The sequence below is a fragment of the Variovorax soli NBRC 106424 genome (genome assembly GCF_001591385.1).
Taxonomy (GTDB): domain Bacteria; phylum Pseudomonadota; class Gammaproteobacteria; order Burkholderiales; family Burkholderiaceae_C; genus Variovorax; species Variovorax soli.
The window spans coordinates 37010-55062 of sequence record NZ_BCUU01000010.1 but is presented as its reverse complement, the minus strand read 5'-3'; the positions used below and the strand labels follow the sequence as shown (position 1 = coordinate 55062).

Annotated in this window: 16 protein-coding genes; 1 reads left to right on the top strand and 15 read right to left on the bottom strand. The window is 66.5% G+C overall.

Translation table 11 applies throughout. The features are described from left to right. Nucleotides 1-54 precede the first annotated feature (54 nt). The 9 genes from VSO01S_RS05300 to VSO01S_RS05260 are packed head-to-tail and all read right to left on the bottom strand — an operon-like array spanning nt 55 to nt 10098. The gene (locus VSO01S_RS05300) at nt 55-432 is read right to left on the bottom strand and encodes a RidA family protein (RefSeq protein ID WP_068640757.1); all 378 of its coding nucleotides are present in this window, start codon (nt 430-432) and stop codon (nt 55-57) included. Next, nucleotides 429-1901, bottom strand: coding sequence for an N-acyl-D-amino-acid deacylase family protein (locus VSO01S_RS05295; RefSeq protein WP_068640756.1), 1473 nt, complete (start codon nt 1899-1901; stop codon nt 429-431). The genes VSO01S_RS05300 and VSO01S_RS05295 overlap by 4 nt, the downstream gene beginning before the upstream one ends. Nucleotides 1902-1934: 33 nt before the next feature. Beyond that, nucleotides 1935-2918, bottom strand: coding sequence for an ABC transporter ATP-binding protein (locus VSO01S_RS05290; RefSeq protein WP_068640755.1), 984 nt, complete (start codon nt 2916-2918; stop codon nt 1935-1937). After that, the gene (locus VSO01S_RS05285) at nt 2915-3949 is read right to left on the bottom strand and encodes an ABC transporter ATP-binding protein (protein ID WP_068640754.1); all 1035 of its coding nucleotides are present in this window, start codon (nt 3947-3949) and stop codon (nt 2915-2917) included. Before VSO01S_RS05285 ends, VSO01S_RS05290 begins: the two co-directional genes overlap by 4 nt. Before the next feature lie 3 nt (nt 3950-3952). Then, nucleotides 3953-4846, bottom strand: a complete 894-nt coding sequence (locus VSO01S_RS05280) for an ABC transporter permease (RefSeq protein ID WP_068640776.1) — start codon at nt 4844-4846, stop codon at nt 3953-3955. 12 nt (nt 4847-4858) lie between these two features. Further along, nucleotides 4859-5794, bottom strand: coding sequence for an ABC transporter permease (locus tag VSO01S_RS05275; RefSeq protein ID WP_068640753.1), 936 nt, complete (start codon nt 5792-5794; stop codon nt 4859-4861). Between the two features lie 24 nt (nt 5795-5818). Then, nucleotides 5819-7405 carry an ABC transporter substrate-binding protein gene (locus VSO01S_RS05270; protein WP_068640752.1) on the bottom strand — a complete coding sequence of 529 codons (1587 nt, stop codon included), beginning with the start codon at nt 7403-7405 and terminating at the stop codon, nt 5819-5821. Between the two features lie 46 nt (nt 7406-7451). Next, complete coding sequence (locus tag VSO01S_RS05265; RefSeq protein ID WP_068640751.1) at nt 7452-8906, bottom strand: M81 family metallopeptidase; 1455 nt, start codon at nt 8904-8906, stop codon at nt 7452-7454. A 34-nt stretch (nt 8907-8940) separates the two neighbouring features. Then, nucleotides 8941-10098, bottom strand: a complete 1158-nt coding sequence (locus tag VSO01S_RS05260) for an NAD(P)/FAD-dependent oxidoreductase (RefSeq protein ID WP_068640775.1) — start codon at nt 10096-10098, stop codon at nt 8941-8943. A 252-nt stretch (nt 10099-10350) separates the two neighbouring features. On the opposite strand from VSO01S_RS05260, the gene VSO01S_RS05255 reads away from it, so the two are divergent. Beyond that, nucleotides 10351-11103 carry a helix-turn-helix domain-containing protein gene (locus VSO01S_RS05255; protein WP_068640750.1) on the top strand — a complete coding sequence of 251 codons (753 nt, stop codon included), beginning with the start codon at nt 10351-10353 and terminating at the stop codon, nt 11101-11103. 132 nt (nt 11104-11235) lie between these two features. Here the strand turns inward: VSO01S_RS05255 and VSO01S_RS05250 are convergent, their stop codons facing one another. From VSO01S_RS05250 to VSO01S_RS28140, 6 genes are read right to left on the bottom strand one after another with little or no spacing between them, the layout of a single operon-like run. After that, on the bottom strand, nt 11236-14694 hold the full coding sequence (locus VSO01S_RS05250; protein WP_068640749.1) for a pilus assembly protein: 3459 nt from the start codon (nt 14692-14694) through the stop codon (nt 11236-11238). A gap of 26 nt (nt 14695-14720) precedes the next feature. Then, nucleotides 14721-15356 carry a pilus assembly PilX family protein gene (locus tag VSO01S_RS05245; protein WP_068640748.1) on the bottom strand — a complete coding sequence of 212 codons (636 nt, stop codon included), beginning with the start codon at nt 15354-15356 and terminating at the stop codon, nt 14721-14723. After that, on the bottom strand, nt 15353-16450 hold the full coding sequence (locus VSO01S_RS05240; protein ID WP_153305136.1) for a PilW family protein: 1098 nt from the start codon (nt 16448-16450) through the stop codon (nt 15353-15355). Before VSO01S_RS05240 ends, VSO01S_RS05245 begins: the two co-directional genes overlap by 4 nt. Then, the gene (locus VSO01S_RS05235) at nt 16447-17061 is read right to left on the bottom strand and encodes a prepilin-type N-terminal cleavage/methylation domain-containing protein (RefSeq protein ID WP_068640746.1); all 615 of its coding nucleotides are present in this window, start codon (nt 17059-17061) and stop codon (nt 16447-16449) included. The genes VSO01S_RS05240 and VSO01S_RS05235 overlap by 4 nt, the downstream gene beginning before the upstream one ends. Nucleotides 17062-17096: 35 nt before the next feature. Then, nucleotides 17097-17627 (bottom strand): GspH/FimT family pseudopilin, encoded by a 531-nt coding sequence (locus VSO01S_RS05230; protein ID WP_068640745.1) that lies wholly within the window; start codon nt 17625-17627, stop codon nt 17097-17099. Between the two features lie 4 nt (nt 17628-17631). Then, the gene (locus tag VSO01S_RS28140) at nt 17632-18042 is read right to left on the bottom strand and encodes a type IV pilin protein (protein ID WP_068640744.1); all 411 of its coding nucleotides are present in this window, start codon (nt 18040-18042) and stop codon (nt 17632-17634) included. Nucleotides 18043-18053: the final 11 nt, after the last annotated feature.

Sequence of the window (18053 nt, the reverse complement as noted above, 5' to 3'; positions counted from 1 at the left end):
CTGCCTGGCTCCCTCTCCCGCCTGCGGGAGAGGGCTGCGGTGAGGGCGGCCGCCTCAGCTGTCCAGCGCCTGCACCTCGATCTCCACCTTGGCGCCCTTGTAGAGCACGGCCTGCACGCACGAGCGCGACGGCAGGCCCTCGGGAAAGTGCTTGGCGTATTCCTCGTTGAAGGCCGCGAAGTCGGCCAGGTCCGCCAGCCAGATGGTGGCGCGCACCACGCGGGCCATGCTGCTGTTGCACTCCTTCAGGCTCAGCGCGATGCGCTCGAGCACGGCGCGGGTCTGGACCTGCACGTCGCCCTCGATGATGCCGCCCTTCGCGTCCATGGCCAGCACGCCGGACAGGAAGAGGAAGCCGCCCGCGCGGACCGCCTTCGAGAAGGGGACGGGCAGGGGAGAAGGGATGCGTTCGATGGTGGGGCTGCTGCTCATGTGTTGCGGCTTTCGTGGCTGGTGGTGGGTTGGCGGGTGATGACCTGGCCGCTGCGCGCGCCGGTGTGCGCGCCGTGCTGCCAGGTGACGGCGCCGTTGACGATGACGGCGTCGATGCCCTCGGCGGGCTTCTTGGGGTCTTCGTAGCTGGCGGCGTCGCGGATGGTTTGCGCGTCGAACACCACGATGTCGGCGTGGTGGCCGGGCTGCAGCGTGCCGCGCTGGTGCAGGCCGAAGTTGCGCGCCGTGAGGCCGGTCATCTTCCACACCGCCGTCTCCAGAGGGAACAGGCCTACGTCGCGGCTGTAGTGCCCCAGCACGCGCGGGAAGGTGCCCCACAGGCGCGGGTGCGGCTTCTCGCCCGAGGGAATGCCGTCGGAGCCGATCATGGTGTCCTCGAAGGCCATGATCCGCTGCACGTCCTTCTCGTCCATCATGAAATAGATGGCGCTGCCCGGCTGCAGGCGGCGGGACGCCTCGACCCGGTCCACGCCCCATTCGCGCGCGATGTCGTCCAGGTCGCGGCCCGCGCACTCAGGGTGCGGCTGGCTGTCGGCAATGAGCACGCGGCAGTCGAGCATGCCGCGGTCGGCGCGGATCATGGTGGAGCCGGCGGTGTAGGGGTAGCAGTCCAGGCAGATGCGCTGCTTCTTCATCGCCTCGCGGATGTGCGGCAGCGTGACCTGCGACTTGCCGAAGTTCTGCGGGCTCTGCACCTTGTGGTGCGAGACCACCACCGGCACGTCCAGTTCGCGGCCGATGCGGAAGGTCTCGTCCAGCGACTGCATCACCTGGTCGGCCTCGTCGCGCATGTGTGTCACGTAGAGGGCCTGGCGCGCGGTCAACGGGCGGCCCACCTCGATGATCTCCTCGGTCGTGGCCTTGACGGCGGGCGGGTAGAAGGTGCCGGTCGACAGGCCGATGGCGCCGGCCTCCATGGCTTCTTCCACCAGCGCCTGCATGGCCGCGATTTCCTCGGCCGTGGCCTCCCGGTCGAGCGAGCCCATGGTGACGGCGCGCAGCGTGGAGTGGCCCACCATGGCGGCCACGTTCACGGACGAGGGCTGCGCGCGCAGCGCGTCGAGGTAGGCGCGGAAGGTGGTGAAGCGGCCCTCGGCCGGCGTGTCGATCAGGCTCAGCGGCATGGGCAGTTCCATGTCCGGGCGCAGCGGCGCGGCGCTGATGCCGCAGTTGCCCGCCACCACCGTGGTCACGCCCTGCGACACCTTGAAGGGCATGGCCGCCTGCGAGAGCACGGCCTGGTCGTCATGCGTGTGCGAATCGATGAAGCCGGGCGCGACGATGCGGCCCTGGGCCTCGATGACGGTGTCGGCGCTGTGGCCGGCCAGGTTGCCGATGGCCGAGATGCGGCCGCCCCGCACCGCAATGTCGGCGTCGAAGCGGGGCGCACGGGTGCCGTCGATGACGGTGCCGCCGCGGATGAGCAGGTCGTGGTGAGTCGGTGTCATGAGGTCTCCAGGGGTGAGTGGGCCGCCAGGTCTTCAGCGGAAATGGCAGGCCACGCGGTGTTCGCCGGGTCCGGTGGTTTCGCGCGGGGACAATTCGGGCGCGCGCTCCTTGCACACGGGCTGCGCCAGCGGGCAGCGCGTGTGGAAGCGGCAGCCCGAGGGCGGGTTGGCCGGGCTGGGCGGATCGCCCTGCAGCAGCATGCGCTGCGCCGGCGTACGCGGGTTGGGCACCGGCACCGCCGACAGCAGGATCTGCGTGTAGGGGTGGCGCGGCGCGTTGAAGAGCGTGTCGCGGTCGGCCAGTTCGACGATGCGGCCCAGGTACATCACGGCCACGCGGTGGCTGATGTGCCGCACCACCGAGAGGTCGTGCGCCACGAACAGGTAGGCGATGCCGAACTCGGCCTGCAGGTCCATCAGCAGGTTGACCACCTGTGCCTGCACCGACACGTCGAGCGCCGACACCGGCTCGTCGCAGACGATGAGCTTGGGCTGCACCGCGAGTGCGCGCGCAATGCCCAGCCGCTGGCGCTGGCCGCCGGAGAATTCGTGGGGGTACTTGTCGATGGCCTCGGGCCGCAGGCCCACCTTGGCGAACAGCCACTGCACGCGCTCGCGCCGCTCGGCCGCCGTCTGCCTGCCGAAGTTGCGCAGCGGCTCGGCCACGATCTCGCCGGCTGTCAGGCGCGGGCTGAGCGAGGCATACGGGTCCTGGAAGATGATCTGCACGTCGCGCCGGCGCTCGCGCATCTGGCCCGGGCTGAGCTTGAGCAGGTCTTCGCCGTCCAGCTGCACGGTGCCGGCCGTGGGCTCGATCAGCCGCATGACCGACTTGGCGGTGGTGGTCTTGCCGCAGCCCGATTCGCCCACGAGCGAGAGCGTCTCGCCGCGGGCCACGGTGAAGGACACGCCGTCCACCGCCTGCACCGCCGGCTGCGGCCTGGCGAGCCAGCGGCGCGGTGCGACGTAGTGCTTGCGCAGGTCTTCGACGCGCAAGAGGGTGTGGTCGGGCGTCATGCGCTCAGGGCCTCCATGGGTGCCAGCCGGCCTTCTTCCACCGCGAAGCAGGCCACGCCGTGGCCGTTGCTCTGGTCGCTCAGCGCGGGAACTTCGGCGCTGCAGCGCGCGTTGGCATGCGGGCAGCGCGCCGCAAAGGCGCAGCCGCGGCGCGGCGCCAGCGGCGAGGGCACCAGGCCGGGAATTTCGGTGAGGCGCGCGCTGCGTGTGTTCATCGAGGGCATCGAGGCCATCAGCGCGCGGGTGTAGGGATGCAGCGGGCGGTCGAACAGGTCCTGCACGTCCGCCTCCTCGACCTTGCGGCCGGCATACATCACGACCACGCGGTCGCAGCTTTCGGCCACCACGCCCAGGTCGTGCGTGATCATGACCACGCCCATGCCCAGCTCGCGCTGCAGCCGCTTGATCAGCTCCACGATCTGCGCCTGGATGGTCACGTCCAGCGCGGTGGTGGGCTCGTCGGCGATCAGCACCTCGGGGTTGCAGGCCAGGGCCAGCGCGATCATCACGCGCTGGCGCATGCCGCCCGACATCTGGTGCGGATATTCATGGACGCGGCGCTCGGGCTCGGGGATCTGCACCAGGCGCAGCATGTCCACCGCCCGCGCCATGGCCTCGCCGCGGCTGGCCTTCTGGTGCAGGCGCACCGTCTCGGCGATCTGCCGGCCCACGCTGAGCACCGGGTTCAGCGAGGTCATGGGCTCCTGGAAGATCATCGAGATGCGGTTGCCCCGGATGCGCCGCATGTCCGCCTCGCCGAGCGTGAGCAGGTCGGTGCCGCGCAGGCGCACCGCGCCGCGCAGCCGCGCCGGGGGCGTGGGCAGCAGGCGCATGACGGCCATGGCCGTCACGCTCTTGCCGCAGCCCGATTCGCCGACCACGCCCAGCGTCTGGCCGGCGCGCACCGAGTAGGACACGCCGTCGACCGCGCGTGCCGGGCCGTTGAGGGTGTCGAAGCGCACGTGCAGGTCGTCCACTTCGAGCAGGACCTGGCCGGGTGCCAGGGGGGTGTCGCGTGCGAGCTGTTTCATTTTTCAGAGTTGCCGCGCCAGTCGCGGGTCGAGCGCATCGCGCAGGCCGTCGCCCAGCAGGTTGATGGCCAGCACCGTGGCGGCCAGCAGCAGGCCGGGATAGAGAATGATGTGGAAGGCCACGGCCACGAAGTTGCGGCCCTCGGCCATCATGTTTCCCCAGCTGGGCGTGACGGGCGGCACCCCTACGCCCAGGAAGGACAGCGCCGCTTCGTACAGCACCGCCGAGGCGGCGATGAAGGTGGCCTGCACCACCAGCGGCGCCACCATGTTGGGCAGCACGTGGCGCAGCAATATCACCGGCAGGCGCGTGCCCACCGCATGGGCCGCCTCGACGAAGAGCTGCTCGCGCAGGGTGAGGGCGAGCGAGCGCACCAGGCGCACCACGCGCGGCACCTCGGGCACGATGATGGCGACCACCACGGTGGTGAGGCTGGCGCGCGTCACGGCCATCAGCGCAATGGCCAGCAGGATGCCGGGGATGGCCATCAGGCCGTCCATGATGCGCATGACGAAGCCGTCCACGCGGCGCACGAAGCCCGCCGCCAGGCCCAGCACCACGCCCAGCAGCGTGGACACCACGGCCACGCTGATGCCCACCACCAGCGAGACGCGCCCGCCCCAGACGGCGCGGCTGAACACGTCGCGCCCCAGCGCGTCGGTGCCGAACCAGTGCTCGGACGAGGGCGGCTGCATGCGGGTGAGCGGGTCGATGTCCTGCGGATCGTGCGTGGCGATCCAGGGCGCGGCCAGCGCAACGGCGGCCACGACGATCAGCAGCAGCGCGCCGAGGATCAGCGTGGGGTGCTTGCGCGCCCAGCGCCAGCGCGGCGGCACGAAGGGCACCTCGTCGGCCGGCGCGGCGGCGCTGTGGTTGTCCAGGGGAAGGGAAGACATGTCGCGGCCCATTCAGTACCTGATTCGCGGATCGAACAGGCGGTAGCTGAGGTCGATCAGCAGGTTGATCAGGACATACACGCCGGCCGACAGCAGCAGCACGCTCTGGATCACCGGATAGTCGTGGCGCTGCACCGAGTCGACCACCAGCCGGCCCACGCCGGGAATGGCGAACACGGTCTCGGTGACGACCACGCCGCCGATCAGCAGCGCGATGCCCACGCCCACCGTGGTGGCGATGGGCACGGCCGCATTGCGCAGCGCGTGCCCCAGCACCGGCAGCACGCCCAGGCCTTTGGCGCGGGCGGTGCGGATGTAGTCCTCGTGCAGCACTTCCATCACGGTGGCGCGCGTCATCCGCGTGACCAGGGCGATGTAGACCAGCGCGAGGTTGATGCAGGGCAGGGCGACACTGCGCAGCCAGGGGCCCAGGCCCTCGCTGATGCTGACGTAGCCCTGCACCGGGAACCACGGCAGCTGGATGGCAAAGGCATAGACCAGCAGGTAGCCCACCAGGAAGGCCGGCACCGAGAAGGCGAGCACGGCGAACACCATCACCAGCCGGTCGATCCAGCTGCCGGCGCGGTACGCGGCCAGCGTGCCCAGCGGCACGGCCACCAGGATGGTGAGCAGCATGGTCAGGAGCGCAATGGCCAGCGTGGGCTCCAGGCGCTGCCCGAGCAGCGTGGTCACCGGCACCTGGGTGAAGATGGAGGTGCCCAGGTCGCCCGTGGCCAGCTTGCCCAGCCAGATCAGGAACTGCTGCCAGATCGGCAGGTTCAGCCCCAGCGCTTCGCGCAGGCGGCGGATGTCGTCCTCGGTGGCCAGGTCGCCGGCGATGAGCGCCGCCGGGTCGCCCGGCGAGAGGTGAATCAGCAGGAAGACCACGACCGCCACCACCGCCATGACCGGCAGCGTGGCGACAAGGCGGCGCAGGACGTAGCTCATGGTGCGAGTCGCGGGCGCGTTGCCTTACTTATCCAGCGCCCAGACGACGGGCATGCCGCCCCAGAGCTTGTCCACGCCCTTCAGGCTGCTGCGCGCGGCGAAGGCGGCCGAATACTGGCCGGCGTTGATGTAGGGCACGGCCTCGAAGGCGCGCGTCTGGAAGGCGTCCAGGCGCTGCTTGCGCGTGGCGGCATCGCTGGACTGCAGCCAGGCGGCACGCAGCGCGTCCAGTTCCTTGTCGCACGGCCAGCCGGGCAGCGAGTTGCCGCACGCGGGGCTGAGGTAGGCGTTGGTGATGGGCGAGTTGGCATCGAACTCGCCGGCCACCGTCACGTACACGTTCCAGCCGCCGGCCGCCGGTGCGTCGCGCTTGGCGCGGCGCGCGCCGATGGAGGCCCAGTCCATGGACTGCATGTCCACGTTCACGCCGATGCTCTTGAGCGTCTGGGCGGCCATGAGCGCGAGCGCGTTGAGGTAGGTGATGTCGGTGGGCACCAGCAGAACCACCTTCTCGCCCTTGTAGCCCGACTCGGCCAGCAGCGCCTTGGCCTTGGCCACGTCGGCCTTGGCCCAGGGCTGCGAACCCGCGCCGGTGTCGTTGGGGCTGCCGCAGATGAAGAAGGTGTGGCAGTAGGACTTGCGCATGTCGGCCGGGTAGCCCATGGCGGCGACGAAGCGCTCCTGGTTCACGGCCATCTGGAAGGCCTGGCGCGCCTTGATGTTGTCGAAGGGCGCGTGCAGGTGGTTGAGCACCAGGAAGGCCTCGTAGGCGCCGGAGCTGCCCACCTTCACGTTGCTGTCGGCGCGCAGCGGTGCGATGTAGTCGGGCGGCAGCTGTTCGAGCAGGTCGACCTCGCCGCGCTGCAGGGCGGCCACGGCGCTGTTGGCATCGGGCAGGTAGAGCCATTCGACGCGCTCGAAGTTGCTCTTCTTGCTGCCCGAAAGGCCATTCACCGGCTCGGTGCGCGGCACGTACTGGGCATTGCGCACGAACACGGCCTTGTTGCCCGGCACCCATTCGTCGCGCTTGAAGACGTAGGGGCCGGAGCCCAGCACCTCGGTCATGGGGGCCGTGGTGGGCAGCTTGGCCAGCCGCTCGGGCAGGATGAAGGCGGGGTAGCCCGAGGGCTTGGCGAGGGCCTCCAGCACCATGCCGAAGGGTTGCGCCAGCGTCAGCGTGAAGGTGCGCGCGTCCACCGCCTTCCAGTCGGCGCCGTTGGCCGCCAGGGCGCGGCCCAGGCTGTCGCGCCCGGTCCAGCGCAGCAGCGAGGCGATGGCGTCGGCCGAGGTGACGGGCGTGCCGTCGGAGAACTTCAGGCCCGGGCGCAGCGTGAAGCTCCACTGCTTGCCATCGGGCGACTGGGTGAACTTCTCCACCATCTGCGGCTGCGGCTTGCCGCTCGCATCCTGCGAGAACAGCGTGTCGTAGACCATGTAGCCGAAGTTGCGCGAGATGTAGGCCGTGGTGAAGGTCGGGTCGAGGATCTTCAGGTCGGCATGCGCCACCATGCGCAGCGTCTTGGGCGGTGTCTGGGCCTGGGCCGGGAAGCCGATGCCTCCCAGGGTCAGGGCGCCGAAGGCGGCCAGGGCGGCGAGCGTGCGTCGTTTCATCGTCGGAACTCCGGTGGGTCGAAGAGGAAGGAGAAAGGAAGGGAGGTCAGGCGGGCAGCGCGTCCATGGGCCACTTGGGGCGCTGGATCTTCCGGTAGGGCAAGGTGCTCAGGTCCAGCGTCACGGCGCCGGGCGCGGCCACGTAGATCACGTGCTTGCCCACCTGCGAGAAGGAGGCGTAGAAGTGCTGCGAGGACTTCACCACGATCAGCCGCTTGGCGGCCAGGTCGCAGCCCAGCTGCGTGAACAGGTCGGTGCCCATGGCCTGGTTGCGCAGGGTGATGAGCACGATCTCGATGCCGCCGGCCTCGACCAGCGCGCAGTCGCCCATGGGCACGGGCGTGCCGGCCAGGCCGGTCATCACCAGGTCGCGCTTGAGCGCCTTGACGGTGCAGTCCAGGTCCAGCGGCTGGCCCGACAGCGGGCTGATCTTGCCGCCGATGCGGATCTGCAGCTTGGCGCCTTCGCCGGCCTCGAAGGCGATGCGAACGGCGATGGGGTCCCACAGCGGGCCGAGGGCGGCGTTGCCGATGCCGCGCTCGAGCATGCGCTGCAGCACGAAGGTGGAATCGCTGGCGGCGCCACCGCCGGGGTTGTCGGCGCCGTCGGCCATCACCACCGGGCCGCCCCGGAAAGCCAGCGCTTCATCGAGCGCGGTGTCGATGTCGGGGTAGTGCACCGTGAGCGCATCGCGCATGGCGATGACTTCGTCGGCCAGCTGGCGCGCGAGGGCCTGTGCCTGCTGCGCGTTGCCGTCGGTGTAGACCAGCATCTTGGTGCCCATGCCGGGCACGTCGCCCCAGCTGAAGCCGTGCGCCAGGGAGATGGAGAGCACGCCCTCCTTGCCCTCGAGCGACTGCATGCGCGCCACGAAGCTGCGTGCCGGATCGCGCGAGGTATGGACGGTGACGATGATGCCGGTGTCCACGACGGCGGCCACGGGGCGGATCTTCTTCTGCGCGGCGGCCACGCACAGGTCGACCAGCTCCAGACCGCGTTCGAGCACGTCGGTGTGCGGGTATTCCTTGAAGGTGATGAGCAGGTTGGCGTTGTCCACCATCTCGGGCGTGACGTGGCAGTGCGGATCGAGTTCGGCGCCCACGACGGTGTCCGGGCCGACGATGGCGCGCACGCGCTGCAGCAGGTCGCCCTCGCAGTCGTCGTAGCCGTCTGCCACCATGGCGCCGTGCAGACCCAGCAGCACCACGTCCACCGGCAGGGCGGCCTTCAGGTCGGCCAGCAGTTCTTCGCGCAGCGACTCGTAGGCGTGGCGCGTGGTGATGCCGCTGGGCTGGGCCGCGGCCACCATGCCTTCGATGAGCGTCCAGCCCTGGTCCTTGCCGCGCAGGCGCGCCGCCCACAGCGGGCCGGAGAACAGCGTCAGGTTGTCCGGATGCTGGCCCGCCGGGAAGTAGCCGCGTTCGCGGAACGAGGCCAGGCCCGTGGGCATGGGACCGAAGGTGTTGGTTTCGGTGGCGAGGGAGGCACTGAAGATGCGCATGGAAGAGGGCTCCTGTGGCAATCGGATGTGGGACTCAGGCGCTGTCGGCAGCGCGCAGGCGCCGCGGGCTCAGCATGTCGGCCGTGAGGCCGAAGGAAGCGGGGTGTGGAGGCACCGGCAGGCCGCGCGCCAATGCGGCGCAGGTCTCGCCCATGGCAGCCGAGGTCTGGATGCCGTAGCCGCCCTGGGCCGCGATCCAGAAGAAACCTTCGGCGCGCTCGTCGAAGCCGCCCACCAGGTCGCCGTCGGCCACGAAGGAGCGCAAGCCGGCCCAGGTGCGCGTGGGGCGGCGGATCTGCAGCGTGGTCGCTTCTTCGATGCGGTGGATGGCCAGAGCGATGTCCATTTCCTCGGGCTGCACGTCCTGCGGATCGACCGGGTCGGCATTGGCGGGGGAGCCCAGCAACATGCCGGCATCGGGCTTGATGTACCAGTCTTCCGAGGCGCCGTGCACCATGGGCCAGGCGGCGTGATCGGTGTCGGCGGGGCCGGCGAAGATGAAGGCCGAGCGGCGGCAGGGCTGCAGGCCCAGCGGGATGGCGCCGGCCATGGCGCCGATCACGTCGCACCAGGCGCCGGCGGCATTGAGGACCACGGGCGCCTCGTAGCGCTGGCCGCCCGCATCGACGAGCCAGCGGCCGTTGACGCGCCGCATGGCCGCCACCTCGGCGTCGCACACCAGCTTGCCGCCCGCGCGTCGCATGCCGCGCAGGTAGCCCTGGTGGATGGCGTGCACGTCCATGTCGGCTGCGTCGGGCTCGATGACCGCGCCTGCCAGTTGTTCCGCGCGCAGCACCGGCACGATGGCGCAGGCTTCCTCGGGCGTGAGGCGGCGGGCGCGCGGCGACATGGCGTGGAGGATGTCCCAGTGCTCGTCGAGCGCCGCGCGCTGCTCGGGCGTGGCGACCATCATCGCGCCGCGCGGCGTGAGCAGCGGGTGCTCGCTGAAGCCCTCGGGCGGCGATTCGAGGAAGGCGCGGCTGGCCATGGTGAGGGCGCGCACCTGCGGCGTGCCGTAGCTTTCCATGAACAGTGCGGCCGATCGTCCGGTCGAGTGGTAGCCGGGTTGCGATTCGCGCTCGAGCACGATGGTGCGGCCGTGCGGTGCGAGCCAATGGGCCACGGAGGCGCCCGCGATGCCTGCGCCGATCACCAGGAAGTCGGCTTGGATGGCGGCGGTCTCTGAGGTCATGGTGCGCAAGAGGAAGGATCGTTTTTCGAAGGGGCAGTGGCCGTGGGCTGCTGCGTCAGAAGCCGCGAAGTGTAGGCAAGAATTTGCGCATACGCAAAAAATGATCGGCGTTTCAGGGTAAATACTCAATGTTGTGCAATGGAGAACTTGCGGATACGCAATTTGCACGCACGCAAATATTGGGCCTGCAATCTGGGCGGTGCCACGCAGCCCGCTGGCAGAATGGGCCCGGTAGAAAACGAGGATGAACGCATGAAAGCGCACGCGAGCGAGGAAGGGCAGCCTTCGGGGCAGTCGTTGGACCGGGAGACCTTCGGCCGACGGCTGCGCAGCGCCCGCAAGGGTTTTGGCTGGACGCTGCAGCAGTTGTCGGAGTTGTCCGGTGTCTCGGTCCCGACCATTTCGCGCGCCGAGCGCGGCCAACTGGCGCTGGGCTACGAGAACTTCGCCGCCCTGGGGCATGCGTTGAAGATGGACATGAACGCCATGTTCGCCGGCGAGGGCGTGAAGACCGCGGCCCTGGAGGCCCCGGTCGTCACGCGGGCCGGCCAGGGCGTGGTCTATCGCGGCTTGTCCTTCGCCTACGAGTTTCTAGGTACGAACGCGACCGGCAAGCTGATGAGTCCGGTGGTGGGCACGGTGCATGCCCGGTGCATCGCAGGGCCGGAGGACTTCGCGCGCCACGAGGGCGAAGAGTTCGCCTACGTGCTGTCCGGCACCATCGAAGTGCACTTCGACACGGGCGAGGTGGTGCGACTGGAACGCGGCGATTCGCTCTACTTCGACAGCCGCATCGGCCATGCCTACATCAGCATCAGCCGTCAGCTTGCGCGCATCGTGGGGGTGACCTCGGTCGAGAGCCGGTTCATGCGCAGTGCGCGCGAGGGTGTGCCAAAGAAGCGGGTTGAGCCGCCTTCAGGCAAAGCCACGCGGGGGGCTGCAACTGCGAACGAGCCACCGGCAACTCGCGCGCGGTCCCAGCGTGCGGCAAGAAAAAGCGCCTGAAGCCGGAAGCTGACGCTGGCGAGCAGCCGGATGTTCGCGTGCGGCGTGAATTCCCCGATGCGCCGCGGTGATCTGGGCAAGCTCGGCGCGCAGCAGCATACGCTCGTTCTGGGCAGAGCGGATTCCGAATCGTTAGCTGTCGATCTTCTGGTAGCGATAGACCGGCTTGCGACGAGGATCGACGTTGGGAGTGATCCTCTTCGGGGACAAGACGGTCGGACCCGCACAACCGATGCAGAACGGAACGTTCTGTCCGTCGATGGAGACCACACCACCGACAGGCGAGGGCGGAATGGCCTGGGAAGCGTAGTCATCCGGCGCGTACCTATTTTTCGAGTTCAGTTGGATCGCCCCGGTCTGGAAGTCCACCGTATAGGCGCGTCCCGAACCCAACTTGCACGTGTTGCCGGTGTTGGCCTGGAAGGTGCTGAAGTATGTCTGTCCTCCGATGGTCAGTGGCGTGGTCACGACCTGTTCATAGGGTGTGGTCGTGGTGAACAGATTCAAGTACCAGCCGTACTTCTTCATGGTCGTCGGGTTGACCGACGCGGTGCTGCCGGTCGCGTTCTGCAGTTGGTTTGCGCTGGCCAACTCGTCGTTGCTTCCATAGCCGATCACGAGTGTGGGGGCAGGGATGCTTGTGCTGCCACTCGTTTCGCCGGTCTTGGTGATGTCGTCGCGAATGCCGTAGAAGCGGTTGTTGACCGAGGCGGAACTGTCCGTTGCAAGGGGTTTCTCGCGATCGCCCGTGCCCACCAGGATGGTGGCTTGCTTACCCAGCATGACGACGCTCGGCGCATACATGAACTTGCGACGTTCCGAGGCCTTGGTCCAGTCACCCACGGCCGCGATCTTGTTGATGGGCCAACTATTGATACTGCTGTAGCTCGCGTACGCGTTGTTCGGGTCCGTGGTGTTGATACGCCAGATGTTGCCGCGTGTGTCTACCGCGTAGATCAGGTCAATGATGCCGTCGCCATTGGCATCCACCACGGTCAGATCGGCGACGAAACGGCCGGCCGTCGAGCCCGGATCGAAGAAGCGGTAGTTGGCCGTGGCCGTCTTGCCGTCGTGCGCATCCATCACGAAAATGCCGCGCCCTTGCGTGACCGTGTCGCACGCAGTGGCGGCGCCGTCTTCGCACGTGTCGTAGCCAGCGCCGAAGGCGACCAGAGTCTGCGTGGCCGTGCCGATCTTCACGCGCATGGCCACCGGCGTGGACCACGTCTGGCCCAGGCTGGCGCTATCCGTGCTGCTGAATTTCCACAGCAGCGTCGGTTGATTGGTCCCAGTGCCGGGTTTCTTCGTGGCATCGAAGGCATAGACGGCGCGTCCGCCACGACGCATGGTCGGGTAGATCCACAGTTTGCTCAGCACGCCATTGTTCAGTTCCTGGTAGCCGCCGATGGAGCCGTCGAAGAAATAGGTCTTTGGCGCGGCGCCGGTGGCCGTCACGCCGGGATATTTGATGAGCGGGTAGTTCGAGCGGACCCGATCCAGTAGATTCCAGGAACCCGTGCTGTCGGTGCTGCTCCAGTGTTCGGGCGCAATGAAGGCCCACAACTCGTTGCCGGCGCCGGTGCTGTTTTGGTTGCCGTTGACGGCGTGCAACATGCCGTCGCCAGCACCGTAGAACACCACCACGTCATCCGAGGTGCCTGAGCCGTAGTTCACCGCGAGCGGCCGCGAGTGGACCACTTCGCCATGCACCGTCGGCCGCGTGACGGGCCCCGCTGTCACGACGCCTGTGCTCGAATCCTTTGTAGAGTAGGTGGTGGTGACCAGATTGCCGCTGGTGTCGAACGTGTTGTTTCCGTCGCCGACGTTCTGGCCGCGCACCCAATTGACCAAGCTTTCGCTGTCGGTGCCCTTGCTCAGGCCGCCGGGGATCGTCACGTTCGTCGAGTTGAAGTCAACGATGGAAGCGCACAAGCTGTCCGGGCAGGTGCGGATGTTGCGGGAGGCATGCCCCAGATCACGCAGCATCTGGCCACTCCCGCCCCGTTCGACGAGCGGTCCATCGGGTAGGTCGGAGTATTTGTTCAACCCGGTGTAGTCCACCGTGCCGTTGACCCTGTCGCAACTCGATTTTGTTCCGGTCACGCTTTGCCAGTACGTGCCGCTGTCATGCGTCCAGAAGCTCGCAGCGCAATTGAGAATGAAACCGCTCGACGAATCGACCGCGGGCGCTTTCTTGGCATCGGCCAGGTACAGGCTGCTGCCGTCGGGGGTCCTTTGGAACTGGTACTGCTTCATGTTTCCGGCCCAGCGCTGCATGGCCTGGCCGTCAGGCCGGAAGACGCCCATGAAGACCTGGTTCAAGAAAGTGCCCTGCGCATTCACACTCACCGGCAACGAGGCCGAAGCGAACACGCTGTTGACCGAAGCGATCTGGAGCAGCGTCTCCTTGAGCGCGTTGATCAACGCCAGTAGGTCGCCCCCAACGGAAAAGTAGCCGCCGGCGTAGTCGCTGGGCGGAAGGCCACGGCCAACCGCGGCCATTGTTTGAAGCAGTTTCGCCTGCTTCATGTCTTGCGACTTGTTGTAGACATCGATCGTGAAGGTCTGGACGTTCTGCTGTCCTTCGACGGGGCTTACGTCGGTGCTGTAGAGAAACCTGGCCCACTCGTCGGCAAAACGGACGTTGGATTTCTCGCTGTTCGGCAAGGGCACCGGATAAATCTGGTAGCCGGGGTCATAAGTCAGCCGCGACATCAGTGTTTCCGTGGGATACGGCGTTGCGTTCGTGTTGACGTCGCCTTCCTGGTTCGGCCACGTATTGCCGATCAGGATGATGAAGTTCTTTCCGCAGGTGTTCGTACCAGTGATGGGACTCTTGTAGGTTGCCTTGGCGGTGGTGTCCGTGAAGGCATTGCGATCCTCCAGATCGGTTGCATTGCCGTAGCGGTCCGGGCCGAACCCCGTACGACCTGTCGGCGAGCCCGCCGTCGCGCCGGAGCCGGAAACAATCAGGTCCGGCCGCGAATAACCACCAAAGTACTTGAAGGCTTCATAGAGGGCAAAGCTGTAGGACGCCGAAGAATTGCTCTTGTAAGCCGGGGAGTTGGTGTCGGCGGCGTTCAGGTCGGCCACCAGCGACGTAAGGACGTTTGTGTCTGCGCACTGCGTGCTCAGTGGCTTGATCTCGTGCCGGATGTAGCCCGACACGTTGCTGCCGTCTACAGTGCCGGTTCCGCTCGGACTGAACATCATCAGACCGACGTTCACGTTCAGCGCGGTGGTGCCGGCCGGCGGACTGCATGCGAGTTCGTTGAGCACGAGCCTCAGCGCCCGAATCTCGACGTCCCCCTGCACCAACTTGGTTTCGCTGCCGAAGACTTGGTCGACGTACCGTTCGCAGGTCGCCTTCGCCGAGGCGCTGTAGCTGCCGCATTTCGCGCGAACGTCGGCATACGCCCAGGCCTGGCTGTTGTTCGACCAGTTCGAGCTGTTGTCGAGATAGAACAGCACATTGGGCGCCGCGCCGCTTGCGTTGGCCGAATACAGGTCGATGTCTTCAGCGGCCGCCCGCGAATGCAGTGAAAGCGCCGCCAGGGTCGCGAGAGCGAGTCGAAAGGCAGGGAAGTTCATTGGTGTTCTTTCTGGCTGAGTCGCGTTCAGGGGCAGTCGCTGCCGAGAGTTGTAATGTCCGTGCGAACCTCGACACCCTGCTGAACGACCGGTGCCGCATTCAGCAGCTTCGCGTCGTTGGCCTTGGCCTGCATGTCATAGAGAACGGTCGCGCACAGCGAGTCGTCGTTGGGCGATCCCACCTTTGCCACATCGACGATCGTTGGACCGCCGCCGCCGCCACCACCGAAGCAGGCTGCGTCCGATTCGCCCACGTAGGTGACATCGTCCGCATTCTTCTTGATGAGTTCCGCGTTCTTGATCACGCGGGCACGTTTGCAGGTAAGCTTTTCAACTGTGACGCTCATCGTGCCGTTCGTCGAACCCGCCGTACTGTCGTCAGCCTTGACCGTGCCCAGATTGACGTTGACCGCCGCGCCAGTGGCGGTCTTGTATGGGTCCCAATTCGTGCGAGGCTGGTTCAACACCGTGTCGAGCGCATAGTTGGCCGCCGCAACGGCCTCGGTACGCAACTGCTCGTTGTTGACCACTTGCGTGTGGTGCGTGGACAGCCGGATAACGCTGGCCGCGATGAGGCTGACCATCAGCAGCATCACCATGCCGATCAGCAGCACCGCGCCGGACTGTGTGCTGCGCGCGTGAGGGACTTCTTTCATCATCATGATTCGCGCCGCGCCTTCGGGGTGACGAACGAGATATAGGTGCTGTAGACACGCCGCTTCGGATTGCCGGCGGAATTGGCATCGAAGTGAACGGTGGTATCGGCGCCAAGAACAAAGTCCGCGGCGTTGCCGGTGGTGGTGCTCGAGTCGGTGGAGCGGGACAGCAGCCAGACGCGTACACCGACGACTTGCGTCCAATCCGTGTTGGGCGCTGGTGCCGGCGCCGGATTTGGCACAGCTGCGAATATGTCGGGTGTTCCGTCTGCAGGCGTGCTGGTGTCGAAGGCGTACTCGAACTGCATCTGCTCGATGTTCTCTGCCAAAACGACAGGGTCCGGTAATGCACCGCTGAGCGGGATGTCCTGATAGCTCAACATGTTCGCCGCGCTGATGAAGTAGATGCGTCGAACGATCTGGCGCAGTGGCGCCCGGGTGCCGTCACACTTCTTGGTCTGAAGCTTGAATGGATCGGGAGGTGGAGCGGAAGGACTCCTGTTGCTTCCTTGCCCGAGCACGATCGGCGTCGCGCTGTATTCGGTGCCGCATTCCGAGACCTGAAGGTAGGCGTTTGTGGCCGATTCGGCGGGGCAATCCGCATCGCCGACGGCACAAGTGCTCGCTCTTTGCACAAAGATCGCGTCAGTGCCGGCCTTGCGTGTCGTGAGGCAAGAAGGATTGGCGTCGATGTTTGCGCCAGCCGCGCTGCCGAGTCCCAGAGCGTAGTAGCTCAGCGAGTCTTGCCAGGTCGCAATATTTGCGGCGCCGGTCAGGCACATGGCGGCCGCAACCGTCATATCGGTTGGGATCTTGGTCGTGGCCGCGATGGGGGCGACAAGCGAGCCGTAGAAGCCCGTTTGCGCCAATTCACGGCTCAGCACATCGATGGCATAGCGCCCGTTCTCGCTCACTTCGGCGGTCGATTCGAGCTGTTGGCGCGATCGGCTGCTGCCGGCAAAAAGAAGGCTTACCGCCGCCACGATCAACAGACCGATGACGAGCGCGACCATCAATTCGATGAGCGTCAGACCTTGTTGACTGCGGCAAGGGGCATGGGAAATCGACGCGAGGGGGCGGCGGCTCATTTGGGTGCTCACGTTTTCTTGGCCAGGTCAGGCACGAGCACACGGACCGTCATGCCGCGGCGAAGTCCGCTGCCGAAATCGACATCGTTGGCGCAGAACTTCTTGCCCGCGGGAGAGTCAGGGTCAGGCTCCGCGCCCGGTGATTTGCCCTGCCACACGATCGTGATGTAGATGTCTGCCAGCGCGTTGTTCTCGGGCGGCTCGACCCGGATCAGGCAACCGCGGGCGCCGATCATGGCGCCGACCTTCGAAGTGCCCTCCAGCGACGCTGCGCCTTGCAGCGCTTGCGCCCACTGGCACATTGCAAATTGCGCTTCCGCCAGGGCAGCGCCCGCTCCGGCGACACAGGCGGAGGCAGTGCTGAAGTCCTTGGCACCCGTTCCCGAACCCACGTAAATGCTGCCATTGGTCGAGCTGACCCCGGCATTGAGGTAGCCGTCCAGATTGGTCCGCGAGTCGGTCAAGCGGCCTTGCATTTCACGGATCAGCGAAAGCGCTTCGCCACGCTGATAAGACTCGAATTCCATAAGGGCCGACCGGGCCTGCATGCCGATCACACCAAGAATGCCCAGAAGCATGATGACGATCGTCACCAGTACCTCGATCAAGGTGAAGCCATGCACGGCAGAGGCTCGCGCTCGCCGTCGTCGAAGTGCGACTAAGAACATGATGTTGATGCCGGTTGGGTGACCGCTCGGCCGCTGACATATATGCAGACCCGACGCTTGACGTCGGTAGACGGGACGCCGAGCTCTATCCAGGAAGGGGCGCCAGAAGTCAGCCGGCCGGAGGAGTTGAAGGTGAACAGCACATCGCCGCCCGTCGAAGTGGTGGAGACCACAGCGGGCGAGCCCATTTGCTGAACGATTGCAGTGCCTGAGCCGTCGCTGCTTTGGGTGATCTTCCAGTCTGCGACGGCGGAGTCACTTCCCGAATTCGCGAAGTTGAACGACACCTTGTCATTGCGCTTGAGCGCCTCGCTGCGCGCAACCCACAGCGATTCATTGAGCGCCGAGGCGACGGACTTGATGCGCTGGGTCGCGATCAGCTTCTGGAATCCTGGTGCTGCCAGCACCGCCAGGATGGCGACGATCAGCACGACCGTCATCAGCTCGATCGCGGTGAATCCACTTTGGCGAGCGCCTCCTGTCGGGTACGGAGACTGGATGAAGGCTTTCAGTTGCCGCATCGCGTCACTTGCCCCAATAGCCCGACATGTTTGCCGGAGTCTTGGCGCCGGTGTTGTCGATCGTCAGCATCTGTTCGCCCGACACGTCCTGGCCTCCCGCCGGCGTGGCCTTTGCCTTGAAGCCGGAGCAGTCTGCCGGTTGGCACTCGACGGTGATTGTGTAAGCGGTCTGGATTTCAGCGGGAATCGAGAAGCCGAGGTCCGTTTGCACGGTGGTGTACACGCGCCGGTCAAGAAGGTAAGTCTGCTCCTTGCTCGCCAGATCCATCAATGCCGCCTGCGCGGTCGCCCGCTTTCCCTTGCGGATGTACGAGGTGTAGGACGGATAAGCAATGGCGGCCAGGATCGCCACAACCGCAACCGTGATCATCAATTCGATCAACGTGAACCCGTTGCGCCGTCGCTGCTTGACCATTGCGTCCACTT

Bases quoted from the DNA above. Each gene is read 5' to 3' on its own strand.
- VSO01S_RS05265 (WP_068640751.1), bottom strand. From the start codon at position 8,906: ATGCGCATCTTCAGTGCCTCCCTCGCCACCGAAACCAACACCTTCGGT.
- VSO01S_RS05230 (WP_068640745.1), bottom strand. From the start codon at position 17,627: ATGCGGCAACTGAAAGCCTTCATCCAGTCTCCGTACCCGACAGGAGGC.
- VSO01S_RS05245 (WP_068640748.1), bottom strand. From the start codon at position 15,356: ATGATGATGAAAGAAGTCCCTCACGCGCGCAGCACACAGTCCGGCGCG.
- VSO01S_RS05285 (WP_068640754.1), bottom strand. From the start codon at position 3,949: ATGAAACAGCTCGCACGCGACACCCCCCTGGCACCCGGCCAGGTCCTG.
- VSO01S_RS05290 (WP_068640755.1), bottom strand. From the start codon at position 2,918: ATGACGCCCGACCACACCCTCTTGCGCGTCGAAGACCTGCGCAAGCAC.
- VSO01S_RS05295 (WP_068640756.1), bottom strand. From the start codon at position 1,901: ATGACACCGACTCACCACGACCTGCTCATCCGCGGCGGCACCGTCATC.
- VSO01S_RS05270 (WP_068640752.1), bottom strand. From the start codon at position 7,405: ATGAAACGACGCACGCTCGCCGCCCTGGCCGCCTTCGGCGCCCTGACC.
- VSO01S_RS05260 (WP_068640775.1), bottom strand. From the start codon at position 10,098: ATGACCTCAGAGACCGCCGCCATCCAAGCCGACTTCCTGGTGATCGGC.
- VSO01S_RS05300 (WP_068640757.1), bottom strand. From the start codon at position 432: ATGAGCAGCAGCCCCACCATCGAACGCATCCCTTCTCCCCTGCCCGTC.
- VSO01S_RS05250 (WP_068640749.1), bottom strand. From the start codon at position 14,694: ATGAACTTCCCTGCCTTTCGACTCGCTCTCGCGACCCTGGCGGCGCTT.
- VSO01S_RS05280 (WP_068640776.1), bottom strand. From the start codon at position 4,846: ATGTCTTCCCTTCCCCTGGACAACCACAGCGCCGCCGCGCCGGCCGAC.
- VSO01S_RS28140 (WP_068640744.1), bottom strand. From the start codon at position 18,042: ATGGTCAAGCAGCGACGGCGCAACGGGTTCACGTTGATCGAATTGATG.
- VSO01S_RS05255 (WP_068640750.1), top strand. From the start codon at position 10,351: ATGAAAGCGCACGCGAGCGAGGAAGGGCAGCCTTCGGGGCAGTCGTTG.
- VSO01S_RS05275 (WP_068640753.1), bottom strand. From the start codon at position 5,794: ATGAGCTACGTCCTGCGCCGCCTTGTCGCCACGCTGCCGGTCATGGCG.